Annotated in this window: 10 protein-coding genes; 6 read left to right on the forward strand and 4 right to left on the reverse strand. The window is 62.5% G+C overall.

The window, feature by feature from the left end; genetic code table 11:
• Nucleotides 1–7: 7 nt before the first annotated feature.
• The gene (locus VGY55_13110; GenBank protein ID HEV2970904.1) at nt 8–1,909 is read right to left on the reverse strand and encodes a PLP-dependent transferase; all 1,902 of its coding nucleotides are present in this window, start codon (nt 1,907–1,909) and stop codon (nt 8–10) included.
• A gap of 700 nt (nt 1,910–2,609) precedes the next feature.
• Here VGY55_13110 and VGY55_13115 point away from each other — a divergent pair.
• The 3 genes from VGY55_13115 (at nt 2,610) to VGY55_13125 (ending at nt 14,640) form a co-directional block, all read left to right on the forward strand.
• Nucleotides 2,610–12,836 (forward strand): autotransporter-associated beta strand repeat-containing protein, encoded by a 10,227-nt coding sequence (locus VGY55_13115; protein ID HEV2970905.1) that lies wholly within the window; start codon nt 2,610–2,612, stop codon nt 12,834–12,836.
• A 135-nt stretch (nt 12,837–12,971) separates the two neighbouring features.
• Nucleotides 12,972–14,345, forward strand: coding sequence for a DUF1080 domain-containing protein (locus VGY55_13120; GenBank protein HEV2970906.1), 1,374 nt, complete (start codon nt 12,972–12,974; stop codon nt 14,343–14,345).
• 43 nt (nt 14,346–14,388) lie between these two features.
• Nucleotides 14,389–14,640: a hypothetical protein gene (locus tag VGY55_13125; protein ID HEV2970907.1), complete on the forward strand. Its 252-nt coding sequence runs from the start codon at nt 14,389–14,391 to the stop codon at nt 14,638–14,640.
• Between the two features lie 63 nt (nt 14,641–14,703).
• Here the strand turns inward: VGY55_13125 and VGY55_13130 are convergent, their stop codons facing one another.
• Nucleotides 14,704–16,650: a lipase maturation factor family protein gene (locus VGY55_13130; protein ID HEV2970908.1), complete on the reverse strand. Its 1,947-nt coding sequence runs from the start codon at nt 16,648–16,650 to the stop codon at nt 14,704–14,706.
• Between the two features lie 223 nt (nt 16,651–16,873).
• On the opposite strand from VGY55_13130, the gene VGY55_13135 reads away from it, so the two are divergent.
• Nucleotides 16,874–18,379 (forward strand): sodium/solute symporter, encoded by a 1,506-nt coding sequence (locus VGY55_13135; protein ID HEV2970909.1) that lies wholly within the window; start codon nt 16,874–16,876, stop codon nt 18,377–18,379.
• Nucleotides 18,330–20,210 carry an N-acetylmuramic acid 6-phosphate etherase gene (gene murQ, locus VGY55_13140; protein HEV2970910.1) on the forward strand — a complete coding sequence of 627 codons (1,881 nt, stop codon included), beginning with the start codon at nt 18,330–18,332 and terminating at the stop codon, nt 20,208–20,210. Before VGY55_13135 ends, murQ begins: the two co-directional genes overlap by 50 nt.
• Before the next feature lie 771 nt (nt 20,211–20,981).
• On the opposite strand, the gene VGY55_13145 is transcribed toward murQ, so the two are convergent.
• Both VGY55_13145 and VGY55_13150 read right to left on the reverse strand, forming a co-directional pair.
• Complete coding sequence (locus tag VGY55_13145) at nt 20,982–21,422, reverse strand: type II toxin-antitoxin system VapC family toxin (GenBank protein HEV2970911.1); 441 nt, start codon at nt 21,420–21,422, stop codon at nt 20,982–20,984.
• Complete coding sequence (locus tag VGY55_13150) at nt 21,403–21,609, reverse strand: hypothetical protein (protein HEV2970912.1); 207 nt, start codon at nt 21,607–21,609, stop codon at nt 21,403–21,405. Before VGY55_13150 ends, VGY55_13145 begins: the two co-directional genes overlap by 20 nt.
• A 180-nt stretch (nt 21,610–21,789) precedes the next feature.
• Between VGY55_13150 and VGY55_13155 the strand changes: the two genes are divergently transcribed.
• Complete coding sequence (locus VGY55_13155) at nt 21,790–23,274, forward strand: family 10 glycosylhydrolase (GenBank protein ID HEV2970913.1); 1,485 nt, start codon at nt 21,790–21,792, stop codon at nt 23,272–23,274.
• Nucleotides 23,275–23,326: the final 52 nt, after the last annotated feature.

A 23,326-nucleotide genomic window follows, 5' to 3' on the forward strand; every position in this document is an offset into this window, starting at 1 on the left:
ATTCGAGTTATGAGTTATGCAGGATTTTGCTTGCGTCCTTCGTGGGCGCCAGCTTCGATTCGATGTATCGACGATGCACGTCGAGATAAGTCTTTAGGATCAGTTCCGTCGCGACATTATCGTCCATCCATCGCGTGGAGAAGCCCGGTAGGTCGGGGTCGATCGCTAGCCGCGCGGCCGCGATTAAGTGGGCGATGAGATCGTGCGGGTCTTCGTCGCCCACGGCGAAGCGGATCGTTGTGGGGCTGATGCCCGCAGCGCGCTGGGCGGCTTCGTCCAGCTCCGAATGGGTCGTCAGGCCGGGACAGCTCACGATCGTGTTCGATTGCCCGAGGCTGATCATGTGGGCGAAGGTCGGATCGAGGCAGTCGAAGAACCGCTGGAATGTTGCGCGGGAGAGTGTGGGCATGTCGATCGTGAACAGTGGCGCGGAGAGACCAAGGAAGAGCGATTGCCGGCAAAGTTCGGCATTCGGATCGTCGGGCAGCGCGTTGCAATGAACGCGCACGTCGGGGTGCGAGGCGAGAAACCGCGCGAGGATCGCCGTGTTGATGCACTTGGTGAGCATCCGGACATCGAGCGTGCGGATGCCTTGCAGCACTTCGAAGGCGCTGTCGGCGTGGAGGAAGCCCCCTTTGACGTAATAGACGTTCCAGAACAGCGTCTGCTCCCACGATTTGTCGCCGACGCTTTGCCCCTTGGGAATGAACATGTCTTCGTTGCGGCCGATCACGACGCCGGCGATGGCCGAGCCGGTGCCAGTGAGATCCTTGGTGTAGCTGTGGATGACGAAGTCGGGGCGCTCGGCCGGATCGGAGCGCTGCAGCGGCCGGGCAAGGAACGGCGTGCCGACCGTGGCGTCGAGCAGCACGCGCAAGCCCGCCTCGTGCGCCGCCTTGCAGATGCCCGGCACGTCGAGCACGTAGCCGTGCGGGTTGCAGGGGGACTCGAGATAAACGTAGGCATGACGCTGCGAAGTAGCGCCGAGAGAACGGTCCGCGGCACCCTCACCACCGTTCGACAAGCTCACGGCAGGCTGGCCCTCTCCCGAAGGAGAGGGAGACGGAGAAAGCCGGTCCGCATATTTCATCTCGGTGTTGGCCCAAGCCGCCCGGAAATCGGCGACGGTTGGGCCTTGAAACTGCTCGACGGCGATCGCCAGGTTCGACGGCTTGGCGTACCAGTCGTGAATCAACTGATGCGCGCCGCCGTAGAGATGCTGCGACGCGATCAGCACGTCGCCATGCCCGAGCACGTGGGCCAGCGCGGCGTCGATGGCCGCCATGCCGCTGCCGAAGTTCCAGGCCAGGTATTCGCGCGTGTACGGGCCGGCTTCTAAATCGACGATGTAATTGGCCAGCGAGAGCGACGTGGGGTTCAGCAGCCGCGAGTAAATCTGCTCGAGGAATTCCTTCCCCGCGAAGGCTTCCGCGACCCAATCGGCGCAGGCGTAGACGTAGGTCGCGGTGCGGGCAATCACGGGCGTGGCCGAGAAGATGGCGGTCACGTTGTCGAAAATGGCATACGGTCCTTTGGCCGATTGCGTGCTGAGGCTGTAGCCGAGCGATTGGTACGCGCGGCGAAAGGGATTCTGCAGCGTGTCGAGCAACTTGGCGATTTGGAACGAGAGAAACTTCTTGGCGTTGAACCAGGCGATCCGGTCGCTGCGGTCGAGCGAGTCGATCGATTCGGCGGTGATCCGCCAAAGTTGGTCTAGATCGCCGCCGGCGGCATACAGGTGGCCGACGATCCGAGAGAGCGTCCGGCCGTAATCGGAGTCGGCGGCGATGTGAAAGTGCGCGAGTTGCTCGGCCGCGAGCGCCGCGGCGCCGACCGCCTCGGTCGAGCGGCGCAGCGGCGAGAGGCCGCGCATGGCTTGAAGTTTCTGCGACTCGTTGGAACTCGTCATGGCGAAGTCCTTGGGAAGCATGTCCGTGGCGACGCCGAATTGATTCAACCGGCCACGAAGAATTGTAGCCGGTCGAAGAAGTGTCATCGGGCCGATTTGGCCGGCGGGTGCGGCGATCGCAAGTCGGGACGCCGTGGAAGATATCTCAAATCCAGCGCCGTTTTGCTCGCCAAAAGTCGGCGCGGCGATAGGCACATAGCCCATCTTTTCGGGGGTTTGACAACGAAAAAGCTCATTCAATAAGCGCAAAAAACTCATCGACTTCTATCGCGTTCGGACGTATTCTCGACTTAGCCGGCGCGCGGCCGCTTGTCGCCGCCGGCCGAGTTCGAGGCCGGTAAGCGCGGTTCCAGATTTCTCCATGCCATGTTGCTGGCTCGAATTGGGATGACAAAAAATTGCAGAAGTTTTCTGAAATTTCTGCGTGCAATTTCCTGAGAATCTGATTAGCCTGGGGTTAATCCATTCGTAAGGCCGGTTTTCCCGGAAAGACTTGAATTGAAGGCGGAAGTTCAGCTTGCCGTCCGCTTCGAGGACGGCGAAAGGCATTGATTGCGCGGTTCAAGGCGTTGATTGCGCGGTTCGCAGTGCGTTTGTGCCGTGGCAGATCATTGCCGCGGGGGCAGGCTCTCATTGTTTTTACTTCCAGGCGGAATCAAATCACCGCGGGATGTTCTCGTAAGTCTCATGAGGTAACGACATGATTCGGCGCGTCATCGGTTTGTCGGCAATTGCCGTTTTGGCTTCATCGGCGTTGGCTTCTACGGCTGCGGCGCAAACGAGTATCTTTTGGAACGGGACCGGCACCACTTGGAATTCAACGGCCGATTGGTGGACGACCGCCGCGGGGACGACGCCGGTCGCCGCCTTCTCCGGGGCGACGATCATCGCCAATTTCAACGCCACCGGCGTCAATAGCGCTCAGACGATCACGCTCGACGCCAGCCAGGTCGTCCAGGGAATCGTGTTCACGGGCACCGACACCGGCGGGGAAACGATCAACACGGGAGCGGGAACCAATACGCTCACCATCGGCACGAGCGGCATCGTGGACAATAGCGGCTCGGGAGCCGACGCGTTCAACTCCACTCTAGTATTGAGCGCCGCCCAAACGTGGACCAACAACTCGGCGAACACGCTCTCGATCAACTCGGGCGTTTCGCTGGTCGGCACGATTAACGCGGCTACCGCTTTGACCGTCAACGGCAGCGGGGCCACGTCGATCGCGGGAGTGCTGGCCAATGGCGGAGGCGCGAGTGCGAAACTGAGTTTGACCTATGGCGGCGCCGGGACGTTGACGCTCTCGAACACCAATACGTACTCGGGCGGAACCACGCTCTCGTCGGGCACGTTGACGGCCGCCGCCGCCGGGGCCTTGGGCACCGGCTCGGTCACGGTTTCGGGCGGCACGTTGACGGAATCCGCCGCCAATGCACTCAACGGCGCGACTCAGGCCCTCACCGTCAACGGCGGCTCCGCGATCCTCAACTTCGCCAACACCTATGGCGGCACGACCACGCTTTCGAGCGCCGCGGCTCCCGCGAGCCTCCCCACGATATCGCTCGATTTCTCAGGCGCCGGCGCCCCGGCCACGAACATCATCAACAACGGCGTCACGATCACCAACAACAACATCACCAGCGGATCCGGCTTGGCGCTCGGCGGCGGCACCTTGCGCGTCACCGGGTCGACCAACGCCGCGACGACTAACAGCCAGGCATTCAACGGAACGACCGTCATCGCGGGCCTTTCGACGCTCGCCATCAACAACTCGAGCGGCAACACGATCAACCTTGACCTGGGGACCATCACGCGCACCGCCGCCGGCGGAACGCTGAACTTCATGCAGCCAGCCAGCGGAACGAACAACTTCTACACGACCACCTCCAATCCGACATTCACCGGCGGGACGAACACCATTCTCGGCGGCTATGCGGTTTTCTCGCCGGTAGGCAGCGCCACACCGACGACTTGGGCCTCCAGCGCCGCCAGCGGCGGCACGGCCGGATTGGTTACCGGCCTGTCGAGCTATACGGTTGCCAACGGATCGACCGCGATCACCGCCGGCGCGGACATCGACGCCCAAGCCTCGCCCGCCACCGTGACCGCGATCACGATCAATTCGTTGAGGTTCAACACGGCGATGCCCGTGACAATCACGGGAACTGCCGCCAACACGATCACGGTCGCCAGCGGCGGGATTCTCGAGACCGCCGCGGTTGGCGCCAACGCGGTCACCATCACGGGGGGCAACCTCACCACCGGCAACGGCGCCGATTTGATCGTCAACCAATACAACACGGCCAGCCCCCTGACGGTCCTGTCCGCCGTGACCGGAACAACCGGCGTGACATTATCTGGGGGCGGAACGCTCGTCCTCGGCGGAGCCAACACCTACACCGGCGGCACTCGACTCAACGCCGGAACTCTGCAATTGGGCGACGGCACGACCAACAATTCCGCTACCTACTCCGGCGTCATCAGCGGCCCCGGCGGCGTCGTCGTGAACGGACCGGGAACCATTGCGTTCGCCTCCGCCACGGCGTTGAACAATACGTACACGGGGAACACGGTCGTCAACGGCGGCACGCTGTCGCTCGGCGGAAACTTCGGAGACACCAACACGGGAACGATTCGCGGTGTGCTCACGATCAACGCGGGCGGCAAGGTGGTTACGACCGTCAAGGACCAATTCGGCTATGGCCCCGTCGGCGTGGTGATGAACACTGTCAATATCAACGGCGGCACGCTGACCCTAAACATCCCCGCTGGCAGCAACGAAACCGCCACCGGATTGACCTTCAACATGACCGGTGGCACGATTGCCTCTCTCTCAACCGCGGACATGGATTTCTTCAACAGTAATGCCTTGGGTAATACGACACTCAACACACTGGCGACTTCGACGACCGCGGTCTTTTCTTCCCCGCTAGGACTGCGCGAAACCAATCCGACGATTACCGTCGCTCAAGGAACCGCGCCTGGGGGAATCGATCTGTTGGTCAGTGGAATCATTTTGGAACGCGGCGCCGGTACGGGAACATTGATCAAGGCCGGTCCGGGCACGATGGAACTCAGCGCGGCCAACACCTTCACTCGCGGTCTTACTATCAGCGGCGGAACCGTGCTCCTCGGCAATACGCTGGCCCTGCAGAACTCCGCCGCAACGCTCAGCGCCAACAACGATTTGACATTTGCCCCGATCGCGGCGCCGCTTACGAATTACTACGTTCTCGGCGGGCTCAACGGCAGCGCCAATCTTGCGCTTACCGATACCAGCGGCAATCCGTTGACGCTGGTGGTCGGTGGAAACAATACCACCTCGACCTACGGCGGCGCGCTGAGCGGCACGGGCAGCGCCCTGGTCAAGATCGGCACTGGATCCTTCACGCTCTCGAATACCAACAGCTACACCGGCGGCACGGTCGTTTCCGCCGGCACCCTGGTGGCGAGCAATGGATTGGCCTCGCTGGGCGGCGCCGGCCCTTTAACCGTCTATAATGGAGCGACGGTAGTCGACGGCGTTGCGCTCGACCAGACGTTCGTGAACGCCGCCAAGAACGACGCAAACTTCTTCGTTCTGGCCATGGGGGCCAGCAGCTCGAACAATATCGACTTCAGCGCCACGGGCGCGAATCTGCCGAGTGCGAGCCTTGGGGCAGCCGGCGCCGTCACGTACAGCGGAGCGTTCACCCCGTTTGGAACCTCGTACATCTTCGGTGGCGGAGGAGGCACGCTCAATTTCACCGGCGCGCTTTCGGGATCCGGTTACTCGCTCACGAAAATCGGCACCGGCAGCACACTGGCGTTGACCACGGCCGCCACGCTAACGGGACCTGTCACTCTGTCCCAAGGCATCATCAATCTCAACTCCGCGGCGACATTCCTGAATAGCTCGGGAGTGACGCTGTACGGAAACTCCGGCGAGAGCGTCACCTCAGCGGCGCCGTTTGCGGTCGGAAACGTCCCGTTGTCCGGCCCGGTCCTGTTTCTCAATGATGGCTCGGGAACAACTGACCACTTTGGCGCGCCCACCGTCAATATGAACGGCGGATCGATCGAGCTGCTCAGCTCCGGCAGCACCACGATCCAGAACTTGAACTTGAACACTCAGGGGCAAATCGTCAGCGCCCCCAGCGCCGCCGCGGGCAGCGCGGTCAACATCACCAATCTCACGCTCGGTCCCACCGCGTCGGCCACTTTCGTCAGCCAGACTGGCCCGATCGGCAGCGGGACCACGAACGTCGGCCAGGTTTACATCACCAATCTCACGCAGAATTCCAATCCGATCGCACTGAACAACGGCACGGCCACGATGCTCGGCGCGGGCTTGACGGTGCAATCCTCCAGCGCCACCGGCAGCACCGGAGATGGCCACACTTATTATGCCGCCTACGGCGCCAATGGCGTGACGCAGCTCACCGGCACCACAACGACAGTCGGCGCCGGGGGTAATGTCGTCGACGCCGGCGAGACCCTGACGGGCACAAGTTTTTCGGTTAACTCTCTGGTCTCGCAGAACGCCAATCTGGTTATGCCCGCCGGCAGTTCGATGTCGATCGCCAGCGGCGGTTTGATCTTTGGCGGCACTACTCACACAATCGGCCCTGCAAGCGCCCAAACCGCTAACATCACCGGTGGAAGCTTCGCGAACAACTACACGTTCTATCTCACAGCGAATAACGGCGGAACCGATGGCGCGACGGGCTATGCGTTTACCAACCTTAGGTTGACGGACAACGGCGGAAATCCCCTCACATTCGTCATGGCTGGGTCTGGCACGTTCCAAATCGGTCAGACCGGCACGGGCGGAGTTGGCACCGCAACTTACACTGGTCCGACGATCATCAACGGCGGTGTGTTGCGAACCAATATCGGCGGCGGGCTGGGAACGCTCAACGCCACGCCGACGATTACCGTCAACGCCGGCGGCACATTGATGGGAGGTGCCGGAGACTCCTTCGGTTTCACCGCCAACATCGACGTAATTACGCTCAACGACGGGACGATCACCGAAAGCTCGGGCACGATCCGGCAAACCCTCTGGAATACGGTGACGATGAACGGCGGCACGATCACTGCCCCGGCCGGCGCCGGCAACACCGGCGATTATTCGATCGATAAGGGACTTATCGCCACGTCCGACGCCGCCGGCAACCCAGCCGTCATTAACGCTCCGGCAGGGATTGGTTTGCAGAATGGCAATGGGGCCGGGACCGCCAACCCCTTTACAGTGAACCGTGGCCCGGGCGCCGTCGACTTGCTCATCTCCTCGGCGATTTTCAGCTTTACCGCCGGCAACGGTATTTCCTTCAATGGCGGCGGCATTACGGTCCTGACAGCCAACAACACGTACACCGGCGTTACGAACATCAACAGCGGCACCGTGCGCGTCGGCGCCGGCGCGAATGCCGGCAGCCTGGGAACCGGCGCCGTGACCGACAATGGCACGCTGGTCTACAACCGGTTCGACAACATCACCTTCGCCAACAACTTCAGCGGCAACGGCACGCTCACGCAGGCGGGCACCGACACGCTGACTCTCACTGGCTCCCTGGCTTCCTTCACGGGCCAGACCAACATCAATTCCGGCGGGCTGCAATTCGGCGACGGCGTGACCACCACCGGCAAGATGGTTCAGGGCAGCAGCATCGTCGACAACGGCGCCTTGATCATTTCTTATCCGAGCCCGAACAACCAAACCTACAACGGCAACATCAGCGGCAGCGGCAGCCTGACCAAGAACGGCAGCTTCGCGCTCACGTTCACCCAGGCCCACACATACAGCGGTCCCACGGCCATCAATGCCGGCAGCCTTACTCTGGCCGGCAGCAGCACGGGTCTGGGCAACACGGCGATCGCCGTCGCCGCCGGGGCCTCGTTCTCCGTCCATCCCGGCGGCAGTTCCATCACTCTTGGGAGCACCGGCACCGCATCGGCCGGCGCCAGCCTCGCTCTCGCCGCCGGAACCGGAGCGAATGCCGGCGCCGCCTTCGACATGGTGGACGGCGGCATCGGAACCATCAACTTGCAGCAGGGGTCTGGGTTCGGAAGCGGGCTGATCCTGGGAGGTGCTGGCGCTTCCGCGAACGCTCCCAGCCTGTCGTTTGAGATCGGCAATTCGTTGGGAAGCATCGACCTGTTGGCCGTGACGAGTGCCGCAATGGTCGGCGCCAGCGGCGCGAAAATCACGATCGCCGGGCTCCCCGGCGCCACCTCGCTGGCCACCGGCGACTACACATTCATCACTGCGAGCGGTGGCTTGGGAGGCGCCGGTTTCGCGCTCGCCAGCACGACGCTCAGCGTCGGTTCGCACAGCTACAATCTTTCGCTGGTCGACTCCACGGCCACGAGCGAGGTGGTGACCGTCACGAACTCGCTTGTCCAGCCTCCGAACACCGCCTATTGGAACGGCAGCCACAGCGGTTTGTGGAATACGTTGATCGGCGGCAATACCACCAATTGGTCGACTGCGGCCACAAGCGGAGCCGATACGCAACAGCTCCCCGGCCCCCTCACCAACGTCTTCTTCACCGTCACCAGCGGCGCGCTGAACCTGAGCAACACGCTCGGTCAGGATTTTTCAATCAACAGCCTTAATTTCACCGGAACGGGCACGAGCGCGACCAACCCCGTGACGATCGGGGGCAGCAACACGTTGACGATCAACGGCGCCGCGGCGAACGGCAATACGGCCGGCAGCGGCATCACCGTGGCGGCCGGCTCCGGCGCGCACACGATCTCCAGCAATGTCGCCCTGGGCGCGAGCCAGACCTGGACCAACAGTTCGGCAAACTTACTCACGATTAGCGGGAACATTGGCGACGGCGGCAACGGATACGTACTGACGACGGCCGGCCAGATCTCGCTCGCGGGAATAAACACCTACTCGGGCGGCACCATCATCAGTTCCGGCGTGCTGACAATCAACGCCGATGCGGCCTTGGGTGCGATCCCCGCGTCTCCGCAAACCAACTTGACTTTCCCCGCTAACGGGGGCACGTTGCGGGCCGGCGGCACGCCGACCCTGAACGTCAACCGCAGCATCCTGATCGCCAGCGGCGTGACCGCGTCGTTCGACACCAATGGCAACGCCATGACGATCGCCGGCGCGATCACCGACGCCGACGGGACCGGCGTGGTCGCCAAAGTCGGCGCCGGCGTGCTGACGTTAAGCGGCGTCAGCTCCTATGGCGGCGGCACGATGGTCACGGCCGGCACTCTCCGACCCGGAGTCGGCGGCGGGGCCAGCGTGTTCGGCGCGAGCGGATCCAAAATCACGGTTGCCGCTGGGGCAACGCTCGACTACAACGGCATTCCGCTCAACGGCGGCACCGCGGCCGCCCCCACGCCGGATTACCCCGTTTTCGCCGCCGGCGCGGGCGTCGGCGGACTGGGCGCCTTGGTCGACAACGGCCCCACCAACGACAGCTCCGTCCGCTTGTTGACCCTGACCGGCGACACAACCGTCGGCGGCACCGTGCGGTGGGGCATGCGCTCGAGCAACGACGGAAACGCCACGTTGACGGGGGGCGGATTCAGCCTCACGAAGGTCGGCGCGTCCGATTTCGTCTTCGCCACGATCGCCGCAACTGGAAACAGCTCGCTGATGACGGGAGTGGCGAATATCAATATCAACGCGGGCCGGCTTGTCGTCGCCAACGCGGCGACGATCGACAACACGGTCGCCGGCAGCATTTTCATCAATACGACCGGCACCCTGGACCTCGGCGACTACACCGCCGGCGGCGCACCCGACGTATTCATTCTTAAGCCGATCGTCATGGCCGGCGGCACGATTGTCACCGATGCTGCCAGTAATCAGGGAAACGCCACCATCGGCGCGCCGATCAGTCTCAATGCGACCGGTCTCATTAACCCGCAGGCGACGTCGATTCTGACGTTGAGCGGCGCCATCACCGACGGCACCGCTTCGAACGGGATCACGATCAACGGCGCCGGCACCGTTGTCCTCACCGGGGCAAACGCTTATAGCGGCGTGACCACGATCAGCGCCGGCACGCTGCAGATCGACAACGGCGGCACGACCGGCACCCTCGGCACGGGCAACGTCGTGGACAACGCGGCTCTCGTGTTCAATCGCTCCGACACGACGTACACGGTCCCCAATGCCATCAGTGGCACCGGCAGCCTGACCCACGCAGGAAGCGGGAACCTCGTCCTTACCGGCAATCTCAGTTACGCCGGACCGACTACGATTACCTCAGGCGTATTGACTCTTGCCAATCCGACCACCGATGAGACGCTCAAGGGGGCGATCGGCGGCGGCGGCAGCCTCGTCAAGTCGGCTGCCAATATGGTAACGCTCGTCAATGGCGGCACATTCACGGGCGGCACCACGATCAATCAGGGCACGCTTGCCATCCGCAGCAACACGGCCCTCGGCACCGCCAACGTCACCCTTGCCGGCGGTCGATTGCAGCTTCAAGCCGGAAACGGCTTCCTCACCGGCCGCTCGATCGGCGTCAATTTCGAGGGAGGCGCCAACGGCGGAGCGCCCACCAGCCTGCTAGCCACCGACACGGCCGGCGTCGTCCCGCAAGCCAATTGGAACAACACCGCCAATGCCGCCGGCACGACGGCTACCGTCGACAGCCCCGTTGCCGGAACCATCGTCGATTCCAGCGGTGCCGCCACGCCGGTCACGCTCACGTATGCGAGCAACAACACTTATGGCGTCGGGCAAACGATCACCAACGGCGATAGCAAGCTGATGAACGGATACCTCGATCTGAACAATGCAAATGCGACCACGACGAGCGTCGCTTTGGCGAACCTTCCTTATTCGACGTACAACATCTATGCCTACGTTGGGTCGGATGGTAACGGCCGCGTCGGCCACGGCACGGTCAACGGCACTTCGATTTTCTTCACTACCAACGACAACCCGTTCAACGGCTACGTTCAGGCGACGGCGACGACTCAAGCGGCCTCGGCCAATGCAACCTACCTGCTCTTCCCGAACGTCACCGGTTCCAGCGTCACTTACACCCAAAACGGCAATACGAACAATGTCGGTCTGTGCGGCATTCAAATCGTGGAAACAACAACTGGTCCGATCACCCTCGCCAATAATCTGGTCGTCACCGCCGATTCGACGCTCGATCTTACCGGATTCGCTTCGGGATCCATCACGGGATCGCTATCCATCGGCGCCAACACGCTCTCTGTCACCGGCGGCAGTACGGGAGCCAACGTCCCCTACACACTGAATCTGGGCGCCGTGAACCTTTCCGGAAACGCGACGTTCAACGTGGCCAACAACGGCACGGCCGCCGGCGCCGCGACGCTCGGCGTCGTTGACGACGCTGGGGGCGGCTTCGGGATCACCAAGACCGGCAGCGGCACGCTCATTCTGAAGAGCCCGACCGGCAGCACCTATGCTGGTGCGACGAACGTCAATTCCGGCACGCTCTTGGTCGCGAACATCAGCGGCTCGGCCACCAGCAGTGCGGCGGTCACCGTGGCTAGCTCCGGCACGCTGGGGGTTTCGGCTGCCTTCGGCGCCGGCACGATCAGCGGAGCCGTGACGGTTAGCGGCGGGATGACTAGCGCCAGCATCGGCAGCCAAACGAGCGCATCGCTCACGCTCGCAAACGGGCTTTCGCTCGGCACGGCCGCGAATTCCAGCTTTACGCTCAATGGCACCGGGGCGAACAACACCACCAACAGCAACGCGTTAATCTATGTGTCCGGCGGCACGCTCTCGGTGGGGAGTAACAATTCCGTGACCATCTCGGGATCGCCGATCATCGGCGTATATGACCTATATGGTTACAATAGCGGCCCCACTTCAACCGCCAACTTCATCACCCCGGCTGCTCCCGTCGGCTATGCCTGGTCGCTGGCCGTAAGCAACAACGGCGCGGGAATCGGCTCGTCGAACGCGAGCGCCAACCAGCTCGATTTGGTGATCACCAAGGTGCCGGTTGCTTGGACCGGCGCGGTCAATGGCGCCTGGGACACGACGACCCAGAATTGGGCAATGGGATTGCCGGGCGTTGCCACCACGTATGCCAACAATGATGCCGTCTCCTTCGGCGACACCAACCCGATCAATGGGAACCTGGTGACCAACACGGCCGTGGCCATTCAAGCGGGCGGAGTGACCCCGGCCGCGGTGAGCTTCACGAACACCGGCGCGGCCAACGGCGGCGTGGACTACACGGTCAGCGGCAACCTCATCCTGCCGGCCGGCGCTTCGCTCTCCAAATCTGGCGCCGGCACGGCCACGCTTACCGGCGCTCCGACGTTGGGCAACAACAGCACGCTCGCGATCAGCGGCGGCACGCTGCGAGTCAGTGCTTCGACCGGCTCGGCCAGCGTCGGCACCGGAGTGACGGCCACGGTCTCCAACTCGGCGACTTTGGCACTCAGTGGCTCCGTCTCTGCCTTGGGCACGGCAACCCCAGGCCAGCGGGTCAATATCACCACCACTTCAGCCAGCGCCAGCGTCACGGTCACCGACAGCAATCAACAAGTCGGCGGCATCGACGGGCCGGGGACCGTGAGGGTCTCGCCGGTCACTACGTCCGCCAGCCTCACGGCCGACCACATCACGGCCGGGGCCTTGATCATCGGCGGCGATGCGACTCACTCGGCCCTGGTGACGATCGACGCCTCGGACTCCAATGGCAATCCGCTGGATGGCGGCGGATTCGCGATCGCCGGCTCGCTCGCCCCGAGCGATCCGTTCGGCGCGGGAACGGCCAGCTCCTCGAGCCTGCTGGCCGGCAGTTCGACGTCCGCCGGCTCGTCTCCCGCCGGCGTGAGCTTGGGCGGCGTCGCGGCGGCCAGTGCCAGCCTCGGCGGCGGTCTCTCCGCGGTCCCCGAACCGTCGTCGCTCGTGTTGCTCGCCCTGGGCGGCCTGGCATTGTTAACAGGTTTGCGGCGCAGTCGTCGATAGCGATTCCGGCCGACTCACAAGCGAATACATGCCCGCTCCGCATCGCCGGGGATTTGCTTCTCCGCGCGCCGCAGTCTATCATCCGGGAACATTCGCCCGGTCCATCCCGCCCGCTTCCCGCCCGGAGTAGACATTATGCCTGCCCATTCTCGATTCGTTCTCGCGCCGCTGTTTGGGATCGTCTCGGCGTCGCTCTTATTCTTGCCCCCGATGGCGCCGCGGGCCCGCGCCGATGAGCCGATGCCTCCCGCGGGTTTTGTCGCCATCTTCAACGGCAAGGACTTGAGCGGCTGGTGGGGCGCGACCACGGAAGACCCGCGCAAGTATCTGGCCATGACGCCCGAGCAGTTCAAGGAGAAGCACGACGCCAGTCTCGACGACATCCGCAAGCACTGGCGCGTCGAAGACGGCATCATCATCAACGACGGCGGCGGGCTTTATCTCACCACGGACAAGAACTACCGCGATTTCGAGCTGTTGGCGGATTACATGATGTTCCCGCTCGGCGATAGCGGCATTTATCTCAAAGGCTGCCCGCAGGTTCAGATTTGGGACCACACCAACCCGAAGGAATTCAAGAACGGGGCGCAGAAAGGCTCCGGCGGGTTGTGGAATAATTCCCCCGGCGCGCCGGGCAAGGACCCGCTCGTTCTGGCCGACAAGCCGTTCGGCGAGTGGAACCACGTCCGAATCATTCAGCTCGGCAGCCGCACGACCGTCTGGCTGAACGACAAGCTGGTGGTCGATAACGCGATCCTGGAGAACTATTTCGACAAGGCCCGCAAGCTGCCGATCCCTCCCGCCGGGCCGCTCCAGCTTCAAACGCACGGCGACCCGAGCCGCGCTCACGGCGGCGAGACCCGCTGGCGCAACTTGTACATCCGCGAGATCGGTTCGGAAGAAGCCAACAAGATGCTGCGCGGCAAGGACCCCGAGGGCTTCCACTCGGTCTTCAACGGCAAGGATTTGGAGGGCTGGGCCGGCCCGGTCGATGATTACGAGGTGCGCGACGGGGCGATCGTCTGCAAACCGCATCGCGGCGGCACGCTCTACACCAAGGAAGAGTTCGCCGATTTCGTCGCCCGCCTTGAAATCAAGCTCCCCAAGGGGGGCAACAACGGCCTAGCGATCCGTTATCCGGGGCATGGCGATACGGCCTATCTCGGCATGTGCGAGATTCAGGTGCTCGACGATAACTATGAGACGAACACCGGCGAGAAGATCGATCCCCGGCAGGCCCACGGCTCGGCCTACGGTATGGTCGCGGCCGCCCGCGGCTATCAGCGGCCACTTGGCGAATGGAACTACGAGGAAGTGACGATCAAAGGCCCGACGATCAAGGTCGAGATGAACGGCACCGTGATCCTCGACACCGACCTGAGCAAAGTGCACGACTACATGGGCGGCCACGAGCACCCCGGCAAAGACCGCACCAGCGGCTCCTTCGGCTTCGCCGGGCACAACGACCCGGTGATGTTCCGCGACATCAGCATCATGCCCGTGAAGTAAGCACGGTGTGGCAGAGAACGGCCCCGCGCAGTAGAGTAAAAACATGTCGCCAAAGCTCACCCCTGAACAACGCGAAGCCCTCGACCATAGCGACGGGCCCGTGCCCGTCGAAGATGAACAGACGCATCGCGTTTATTACTTGGTGGATGAGCCGACTCTGAACAGTTTGCGCCAGCAGGAAGATTTGGCCGCGATCCGAGAGGGGATCGCCGACATGGAAGCGGGACGAGTCGCCCCGCTTGAAGAAGTGATGTCGCGCATTCGGACCAGCCTGGGCCTTGATCGACACGGATGACGTACGGCGTCATCATCACGCGACGGGCGGAACGTGACATGCGCGACTCCGCTCAATGGTGGTTCATCGCGGCAGCGACCACCCTGGGCCTAGCCAGACGCGATCGCGGCGCCACCAGTGGCCCGTCCCCTGGCGTTCTGCCGCATCGGTAAAACGATATTGATAGAGCGCGATGCGGATGAATTTGGGAGCGGCGCCGGGGAACGGGTTCGTCTCCAGCAGTCCGACCACGGCCGGCTCGCCTTTGAGCAACTGCATGAGCAGCGACTGAAACCAAGGGCTCGCAAAGCGCGGATCGATGGTCCCAGTCGCTTTTTGGATTTGTTCCAAACGGAGCGCTTCAAACCACATCTGCCAATCCAGACGCGGCTGGTGCGGCGCGTTGAATCCCGGCGGTCGAGACCGATTGCCCGGTTTCCAGCGGAACTCGTAAGGCTTCCAATCGTTTCCGTCGAGGCTCCCTTCGATCAGAATCTCCGGGCGCGTTTCAGTCATCTGCCGGAACAGCCCGTAAGAATTCACCAGACAGAACTGGGTAATGCCCATGCGCGATTCGAGGGGAGTCTGAGGATTCTCGCTCGGCGCCGCGGCTTCCTTCACCTGCAAGCTGCCGAGCACGACCACCAGAGCGGCGAAGGGAACGAGTAAAATGGTCCGCCATCGCGTCGGAGAGACCAGCGCCGGCCAATCGGTTCCGCGGATCCGCCTCTGCAAGAACCGCGGCCAAATCCTGTCGTCGAGCAGTGTCAGGGCCAGGAGTAGCGTCAGCAGATTGAAAAAGTTGTAATTTCCCGTGCCCGCGATTAGCAGCATCAGCAAACTGATACCGCCGAACGCGACATATCGGAGCAGCCGCGGTCCAAAAATGAGCCACGGCAATCCCAGCTCGACGATGAACACGAATACCACCGACAGCTTCTGGAACCACGGCGGCAGTTGTGCGGCGTACCAGCTCGTCCAGATCGGGAGCGGCTGCGTCCAATAGTGGAAATCGAGCGCCGTGAGCGATGCCCACGTGTTGGCGATTGGAAGTCCGTCTGGCCCCTTCTGCCAAACATTCCATGTCAGTTTGACAATCCCCGATTCGAACATCAGTCGAAACAACAGCCACCAGACAAGCCAGATGGCCAGTCGCGGCGGATGCCGATCGGTCAGAAATCGCGAACGCAGCGCGAAGGGCGCGAGGAAGATCGCGACGAATCCCGTTTCCAGCAGCAGAATGTCCCATTGAAAACTCAAAAACGCCTGCCCCGCGTGAAACAACGACAGATAATCCAGCCAGAGCAAAACGAGCGTCGGAATCGGAAGGAGGCCCAGAATCAGCATGAGGGACAGCACCGCTCCGGCTCCGCATAGCAGATGGAGGAAGCCGTCATGAGGGTTGATCCAGGCCAGCGTTGGAAGATTCCAGATTGGCGATGCTGGGGGACTCTGTTGGGAGAAGAAGCGCTGTGCCCGATCGAGGTAGTTGTTTATCGGCAGGATCCCGTGGTCGCCGACGAGGCCGTCGATTTGCGTCCAGAGCGACACAAAGGCGATCAGGTAGATCACGCCCAGAAGCCGCGAAAACAGGGCGCTGGCGACATGGTACGTCGGCGGCTTCAATTCCCTTCCGTACCAGATTCTTCGGACGATCGTCAGCGGCCCACGGCTCGCCGCCGCCAGCCGATAGAGCGTCTCTGCCATCAGGGCCAGCGGCGGAAGCAGAACGTACAGCCGCAACAGCCACCGCTTTCGCCCGCAATGCGCCGCCGCTCGCAGGAACGCCTCCGCGCCGCGATAAACCGTGCCATTGGTATCAACGAAGTGAATCGAGCGCCGGCATTCTCTCTCGCCGATTTTTGGAAACCGCTCCCTGACCTCTTGATATGGTACAAAAGAAACTCGTTGACCGACCGCCCCGCGCCATCGGTCGATGGTAGAGCGACAAATCCCACTCTCTTCATCGAAGACCATCAAGGGGAGATCAGGCGGGTGGAGGCCGCGCGAATTGGGCGTTTCTTGAGGCACGATCAATGACCTACCCGGCCACTCCGAGGCGGAAGTCTACTCGCGGCCGAACGCCGTGAATGCGCGTCTATGAGGTCCCATTTGGAACTCCTCACAAAACCGCCGGGGACTGTCCCCCTTTTGCGCAGTCCGCGGAGCAAAACGGGGACTGTCCCCTTCTCCCTTGCGGTTTTGTGAGGGGTTCTTACGAGAATACTTTGGCCGGTGCATTTCGGAAAGAGAAGTGACCACCTTATCAGCTCTCGATTTCGTCATCGTCGTGGCGTATATCCTCGGAACCACGCTCATGGGCGCGCGGTTCTCGGGCCGGCAGCGCGACGTGAACACCTACTTCGTGAGCGATCGGAATGTGAGCTGGTGGCTGGTGCTGGTGTCGATCGTCGCCACCGAAACAAGCACCGTCACCTTCCTGAGCGTGCCGGGACTGGCCTTCAACCCGGAGGGCGGCAATCTGACGTTTCTCCAGCTTGCGTTCGGCTACATCATCGGGCGGATCTTGATCGCCTGGCTGCTGCTCCCCTCGTATTTGCACGGCGATTTCTTATCCGCCTATCAGCTTCTGCGGGAGCGATTCAGCCCGGCGGTTCAGCGCACGGCTTCGGCCATCTTTCTCTTGACGCGGGTTGTCGCCGACGGGCTTCGGCTCTACCTGACGGCCCTGCTCTTGGGGCAATTCACCGGTTGGAGCCCGGCCGCGTCGGTCCTCGGGACCGCCGCCGTGACCATGATCTATACGTACCTCGGTGGAATGCAGGCGGTGATCTGGACCGACCTCATCCAGTTTCTCATCTACATTATCGGGGCTATCGTCGCCTCGTTCTTCATCCTGCACGAAATCCCGGGAGGGGCCGCGGAGTTTGTTTCGGTTGGCCAGGCGGCCGGCAAGTTTCATCTCTTGGAGTTCAGCACCGACCTGACGCAGGAATTCACCTTCTGGGCAGGACTCATCGGCGGCGCCTTCTTCACGATGGCCAGCCACGGGGCCGACCAGATCATGGTCCAACGCTACCTATGCAGTCGATCGCTGAGACAGGCCCGCGTCGCCCTCGTGTCGAGCGGCTTCGTAGTTCTCGTCCAGTTTTTGCTCTTCCTTTTGATCGGAGTCGGCCTGCACATTCTGTGGCAGCAAAAGGTCCTGGTGTTGCCCGAGACGATCAGGGGACAAAACGACGTGGTGTTCGGTTACTTCATCGTTCACTACCTGCCGACGGGCATCATCGGGCTGCTCATCGCCGCCGTGCTGGCCTCTTCGATGTCAACCTTGTCCTCGTCGCTCAACAGCGCCTCGAGCGCGTTCGTGGGCGACTTTTATCGTCCGCTGCGGCCCGGTTTGAGCGAAGCGCATTACCTGAACGTCGCACGCGGCATGACGATGTTCTGGGGGCTTACGCGGTTGGGAGTCGCACTGCTGGCGATTCCGCTCTTGGCCGATCGCAGCGTGATCCGGAGCGTGCTGAGCATAGCCGGTTTCACGACCGGAATGATCCTCGGCCTGTTCCTCTTGGGACGGATGCCGCGCCCGGTCGGTTCCGGGCCGGCGCTGGCGGGGCTGGTGGCCGGCTTCCTGACGGTCTTCACGCTGTGGGCGTTCACATGGCTGGCGTGGCCCTGGTATCCGCTCGTCGGCACGCTGGTTACGATAGCAGTTGCCTTGCTGCTAGATCGCTTGGGCTTCGCACATGGATCACCTCGAAACCGAAGCGCGCAACCCGGCTTCGACCAACCTTGACGACCTGACGTCGCTGGAAATCGTCCATCTGATGAACGGGGAGGATGCCAAGGTCATCCCGGCCGTCGCCTCTCAGGCCGAGGCGATTGCTCGGGCAATCGAGGTCACCGCGGAGCGGCTTCGTGGCGGAGGCCGATTGATTTATGCAGGCGCGGGCACCTCCGGCCGATTGGGAGTGCTCGATGCGACGGAATGTCCGCCGACCTTCAACGCGCCCGCGGGCCAGGTGATCGGCATCATCGCCGGCGGGCCAGCCGCCGTGACCGGCGCCGTGGAAGGAGCCGAGGACCACCCCGAACTCGCCGAGCGCGACCTGGCCGCGCTGGACTTCTCGGCCCGAGACGTGCTGGTTGGAATAGCCACCAGCGGCCGCACGCCGTATGTGCTGGGGGCCATCGCTTATGCCCGGCGCGTTGGCGCCTTCACGATCGGCCTCTCGTGCAACGCCGATTCGGAGCTGATCCCCGAGGTCGAACTGGCGATCACGCCGGTGGTCGGTCCGGAAGTTCTCAGCGGCTCGACCCGGCTCAAGGCGGGCACCGCCACCAAGCTCGTGCTGAACATGCTCACGACCGGCGCGATGGTCCGGCTCGGCAAAGTCTTCGGCAATCTGATGGTCGATCTCCGCGCCACCAATGACAAGCTCCGGGCCCGCACTAATCGCATCGTTCGCCTGCTCACCGGCCTGGACCGGCAAGAAGCCGGCGCCCTGCTCGAGCGCTGCGACAACGAACTCAAGACGGCGCTCGTTTCCTTCCTGGCGGACATTGCGCCCGGCGAGGCGCGCCGTCGTCTCTACGCCGCGGGCGGCCAAGTGCGCGCCGCCCTGGCCGTAGACGCGGCATCCCGCCGCGTTGGCGCAAGCGGCGAGACGCCGTTTCCACTTTCTCCAACCGTCGTCGGGATCGATGGCGGCGGCACGCATACTGTCGCTCTTCTAGCGCAATTACAATCACGCGAAGACGACAAATGGACCGTGCTAGGCAGGGGCGAAGCCGGGCCGTCGAATCTTCAGGCCGTCGGAACCGAGCGGGCTGTTCTTGCCATCGACGAGGCGGTCAGTAAAGCCTTCCAGTCCGCGGCACTACCACGGCGCCTCGTGCAAGTTGCCTGGCTGGGACTCGCCGGAGCAGGCCGGCCCGAGGATCAGGAACTGATCCGCCGCTGGGCCTTGCAGAAGGGCTTGGCCGCCGATGTTGAAGTCACCCCTGACGCGCCGCTTCTGCTTGCGGCTGGGACGTCCGATGGCTGGGGCGTCGCCGTCGTTGCCGGCACTGGATCGATCGCCTTCGCTCGCGCGCCGGATGGACGGACCTCGCGCGCCGGCGGCTGGGGCTACCTGCTCGGAGACGAGGGGAGTGGCTACGCCCTGAGCCTGGCAGCGTTTCAGGCAGTCGTCCGAATGGCGGACGGCCGCGGGCCGGACACGCTTCTGGCGCGAACTCTGCTCGACCGGCTCCAGGTTAAGCGGCCAGAGGAGTTGATCGCTGCGATTTATCGCGGCGGGCTGAATCGGCCGGCGCTGGCCGCGCTCGCGCCGCTAGTTCTGGGAGCAGCCGAGGCAGGAGACGCTGTGGCCGGCGCGATCGTCCAAGAGGGCGCCGACCAGTTGGCTTTGGCGGCTGCCACCTGCGCACGTCAATTGGAACTGCCTCCGCCCTTCCCGCTGGCCCTGGCCGGCGGCCTGCTACTGGCTTCCGCGAGCTATCGCGAACGCCTTATGAAGGCACTCGAAGCACTAGGGATCCACGCCGAGCCGGTCACACTTGTCCCCGAACCAGCCGAAGGCGCCGTCCGCCTTGCGGTTTCGCACCATCTGCAAAGGAAGTAGCCACGAATAAAACCAAAACGAGGTATCGCATTTCAGCCCAGAGTTGTTCGCGGAAGCCGGGCCACCCCAGACTCCGTTTCTCCGATCGACAAACAATGGTCGCGCAACTCACGTCCAAACGCTTCGACCCCTGCGTACGACCATTGACGGGACAAATGATTGCCCGCTAAGACATCGAACGTGATCCCTTGATAGTGGGCACGTTCGAAAACCCCGCGCTCGATCTCAGCATTCGTCAGGCGTCGAAGATGTTTGACAGCCGACTTCCCATAGACGAATACGACTCGCGGCTTCAGCCGCCTGAGAAGAAAGTCGAAAACTTCAGTCGTTCGTTTCTGCACGATGAGATCGGCCTCGCAACTAGAGTGATGATGGAAGACATTAGTCTCCAACGCTCGGACCGGGGCTAGAGCGTCGCAGAGCCTCTCGATGAACTTTCGAGTGCGCCCGAGGCGACCATGATGCGTCTCGCCGTACGCCTGTAACCACTCGCATTTGTCGCAGCCGCGCTCGATTGACCAATACGGCCACAGCGGAACATCAGTCGCGGGGTTAATGCCGACGAGAAACACGTCGCAGCCAAATGGCGATCCATCACATAGAAAGGGCCGTAAAGCAATTCCGCGCGCGAAGTCTCTGAGTTCACGATCGAACGCGAGAATATCTGCTTGCATCGACAAATAATTCACGGAAGATGGTTCATCCGCCGCAAAGCAATCGCTTCGCAAAGTGCCAGGTACCGAATAGCGTTAGCCGCAGCGAGTCCTCCCCCTATCGGAGCCAGTTCTCCACGCGCAGTCCCGGCACTTGTTCGAAGTCACGTAGATTGGCGGATAGCACCACAGCGTCGTTGGTCAGCGCGATTGCTGCAATCTTCAAGTCCGTCGTGCCGATCCGAATCCCTTCCTTGCGGAGGGCCACAAAGCGATCGGCAGCCGCATCGTGAAAGGAAACTACATGCCAGCGGCTGTAGAAATCGACGAGGCCCGTCAGTCGTGCGTAGTAGAGGGGTTGATCGTGAACGCTGCGTGCGCGGTTAATTGCGGCGAGCCATCCGCGCATCTGCTCTTCGAGCGAGATGGCGGTCGTCGCGAAGTCCGTGTCGGTGGACTGCTCCATCGCCGCGGTAAGCCGCTCGTACTGCGGATTCTCGGATGTTGAAGAATCGACAAATGGTCGGAGTCGAAGATAATCATCCGCGATTTTGCTCACGGTCAATTTCGCGAATCTTCCGTCCCTCTTCGATGATTTCCTTCATAACCGGGTCGCCGGCGAACATGCCAAGCGTGGAGCGCCAATCCTTTTCGGGCGGTCGTCGTTCGCCCGGCTGCAGTTTGGACAAACGGGCAACCTCCTGCTCCAGGGCCGCCACGCGCTGGTCAAGTGTTGGTTGATACATGACATCGCTCCGATTGCACGAGAATCAACGATAAATCATTATGGGTCGAAGCCAAAGGTTCTGTCACGATCGGAAGACCGTGTGTTCGAGTTTGGAATACGTCCCGCCTAGCGGGCGGGACCGGTCCGGCTCGGCATGCCGGACCTACTTGAAATTGGCAGACCACCGAGAAGGTCACTCATGCGTCGTTCCATCGTCCTCGTCGCCATGCTCTTCGCATCTGCACTGGGTGCGCTCTCTAACCTACGTGCCCAGGACAAGCCGCCCGATCCGCCGCGGGAGTTTCGCGGGGTGTGGGTCGCGAGCGTGGCGAATATCGATTGGCCCTCGAAGAAGGGACTATCGAGCCCAATGCAGCAGGGGGAGTTGCTGGCCATTCTCGACAAGGCGGCCGAGTTGAAGCTCAACGCCGTCATCTTCCAAGTCCGGCCGATGTGTGATGCACTTTATGAGTCGAAGCTGGAGCCGTGGTCCGAGTATTTGACTGGAACGTTGGGGACGCCGCCGTCCCCGGCCTACGACCCATTGCAGGTTGCCGTTCGCGAGGCGCATGCGCGCGGATTGGAGCTGCACGTCTGGTTTAATCCCTACCGCGCCCATCATCCGTCGGCGACGTCTCCGATTCCCGAGAATCACCTGATCAAGTGCCGGCCTGACCTGGCCAAGCGCTACGGCACGCACTATTGGCTAAATCCAACCAGCCAGGAGGTTCAGGACCACACGCTGCGGGTGATCCTCGATGTGGTCCGCCGTTACGATATCGACGGCGTACACATCGACGATTACTTCTATCCCTACAAGGAAGAAGGAGGGGACGGACGGGTCATTCCCTTTCCCGACGACGACACCTGGGCAGCTTATCAAAAGACGGGCGGCGCCCTGAACCGCGACGACTGGCGGCGTGACGCTATCAACCGGTTCATCGAGCGCATGTATCGCGAGGTGAAACAGGCCAAGCCGTGGGTCAAGGTCGGCATCAGCCCATTCGGCATTTGGCGGCCGGGCAATCCAGCCGGCATCGCGGGCTTTGATCCATACGCCGAGATTTACGCCGATTCCCGGCTGTGGCTCAAGGAGGGTTGGTGCGATTACCTCGCGCCGCAATTGTATTGGCCGATCAAGCAGGAGAAACAGAGCTTTCCCCGTCTCTTGGCTTGGTGGTGCGACGAAAACAGCAAGGGACGCCATCTCTGGCCAGGGTTCTATACCAGCCGCGTCACTGGGACGGACAACGGCTGGCGGGCCAGCGAAATCATTGAGCAAATCAAGCTCACGCGCTTGCAGGCCGGCGCCACCGGCCACATCCATTTCAGCATGCGCGCGCTGATGGACAACACCGGCGGGATCGCCGACGCGCTCGCGGCAGTTTACACGGAGTCGGCCCTGGTGCCCGCAACGCCTTGGGCCGGCCTCAAAGAGCCGGTCAAGCCGAACCTCCGCTGGGAGAAACAGGGGACCGTCTTGGCGATTCGTGCATCCGACGGGGGAATTCGTCTTTATGTGATCCGCATTCGCCAAGAGGGGAAATGGACAATCCGCATTCGGCCGATTCAAGCGACCGACGAAACCCGGGTGCGGATCGAAGGCCGCCCCGACCGGATCCTCGTCTCGGCCGTCGACCGCGCCGGCGTCGAGAGCGTGCCGGCCGAACCAAGTGGCCCATGAAAGCCCATAGGCGGTGGAGTGTTTGACTCGGGAATCACGTGCATTCTGTTTA

The sequence above is a fragment of the Pirellulales bacterium genome, from assembly GCA_035939775.1.
Classification (GTDB): Bacteria; Planctomycetota; Planctomycetia; order Pirellulales; family DATAWG01; genus DASZFO01.

Coding starts and splice junctions, on each gene's coding strand:
- VGY55_13110 (HEV2970904.1), bottom strand. CDS start 1,909: ATGACGAGTTCCAACGAGTCGCAGAAACTTCAAGCCATGCGCGGCCTC.
- VGY55_13120 (HEV2970906.1), top strand. CDS start 12,972: ATGCCTGCCCATTCTCGATTCGTTCTCGCGCCGCTGTTTGGGATCGTC.
- VGY55_13125 (HEV2970907.1), top strand. CDS start 14,389: ATGTCGCCAAAGCTCACCCCTGAACAACGCGAAGCCCTCGACCATAGC.
- VGY55_13150 (HEV2970912.1), bottom strand. CDS start 21,609: ATGTATCAACCAACACTTGACCAGCGCGTGGCGGCCCTGGAGCAGGAG.
- murQ (HEV2970910.1), top strand. CDS start 18,330: ATGGATCACCTCGAAACCGAAGCGCGCAACCCGGCTTCGACCAACCTT.
- VGY55_13115 (HEV2970905.1), top strand. CDS start 2,610: ATGATTCGGCGCGTCATCGGTTTGTCGGCAATTGCCGTTTTGGCTTCA.
- VGY55_13155 (HEV2970913.1), top strand. CDS start 21,790: ATGCGTCGTTCCATCGTCCTCGTCGCCATGCTCTTCGCATCTGCACTG.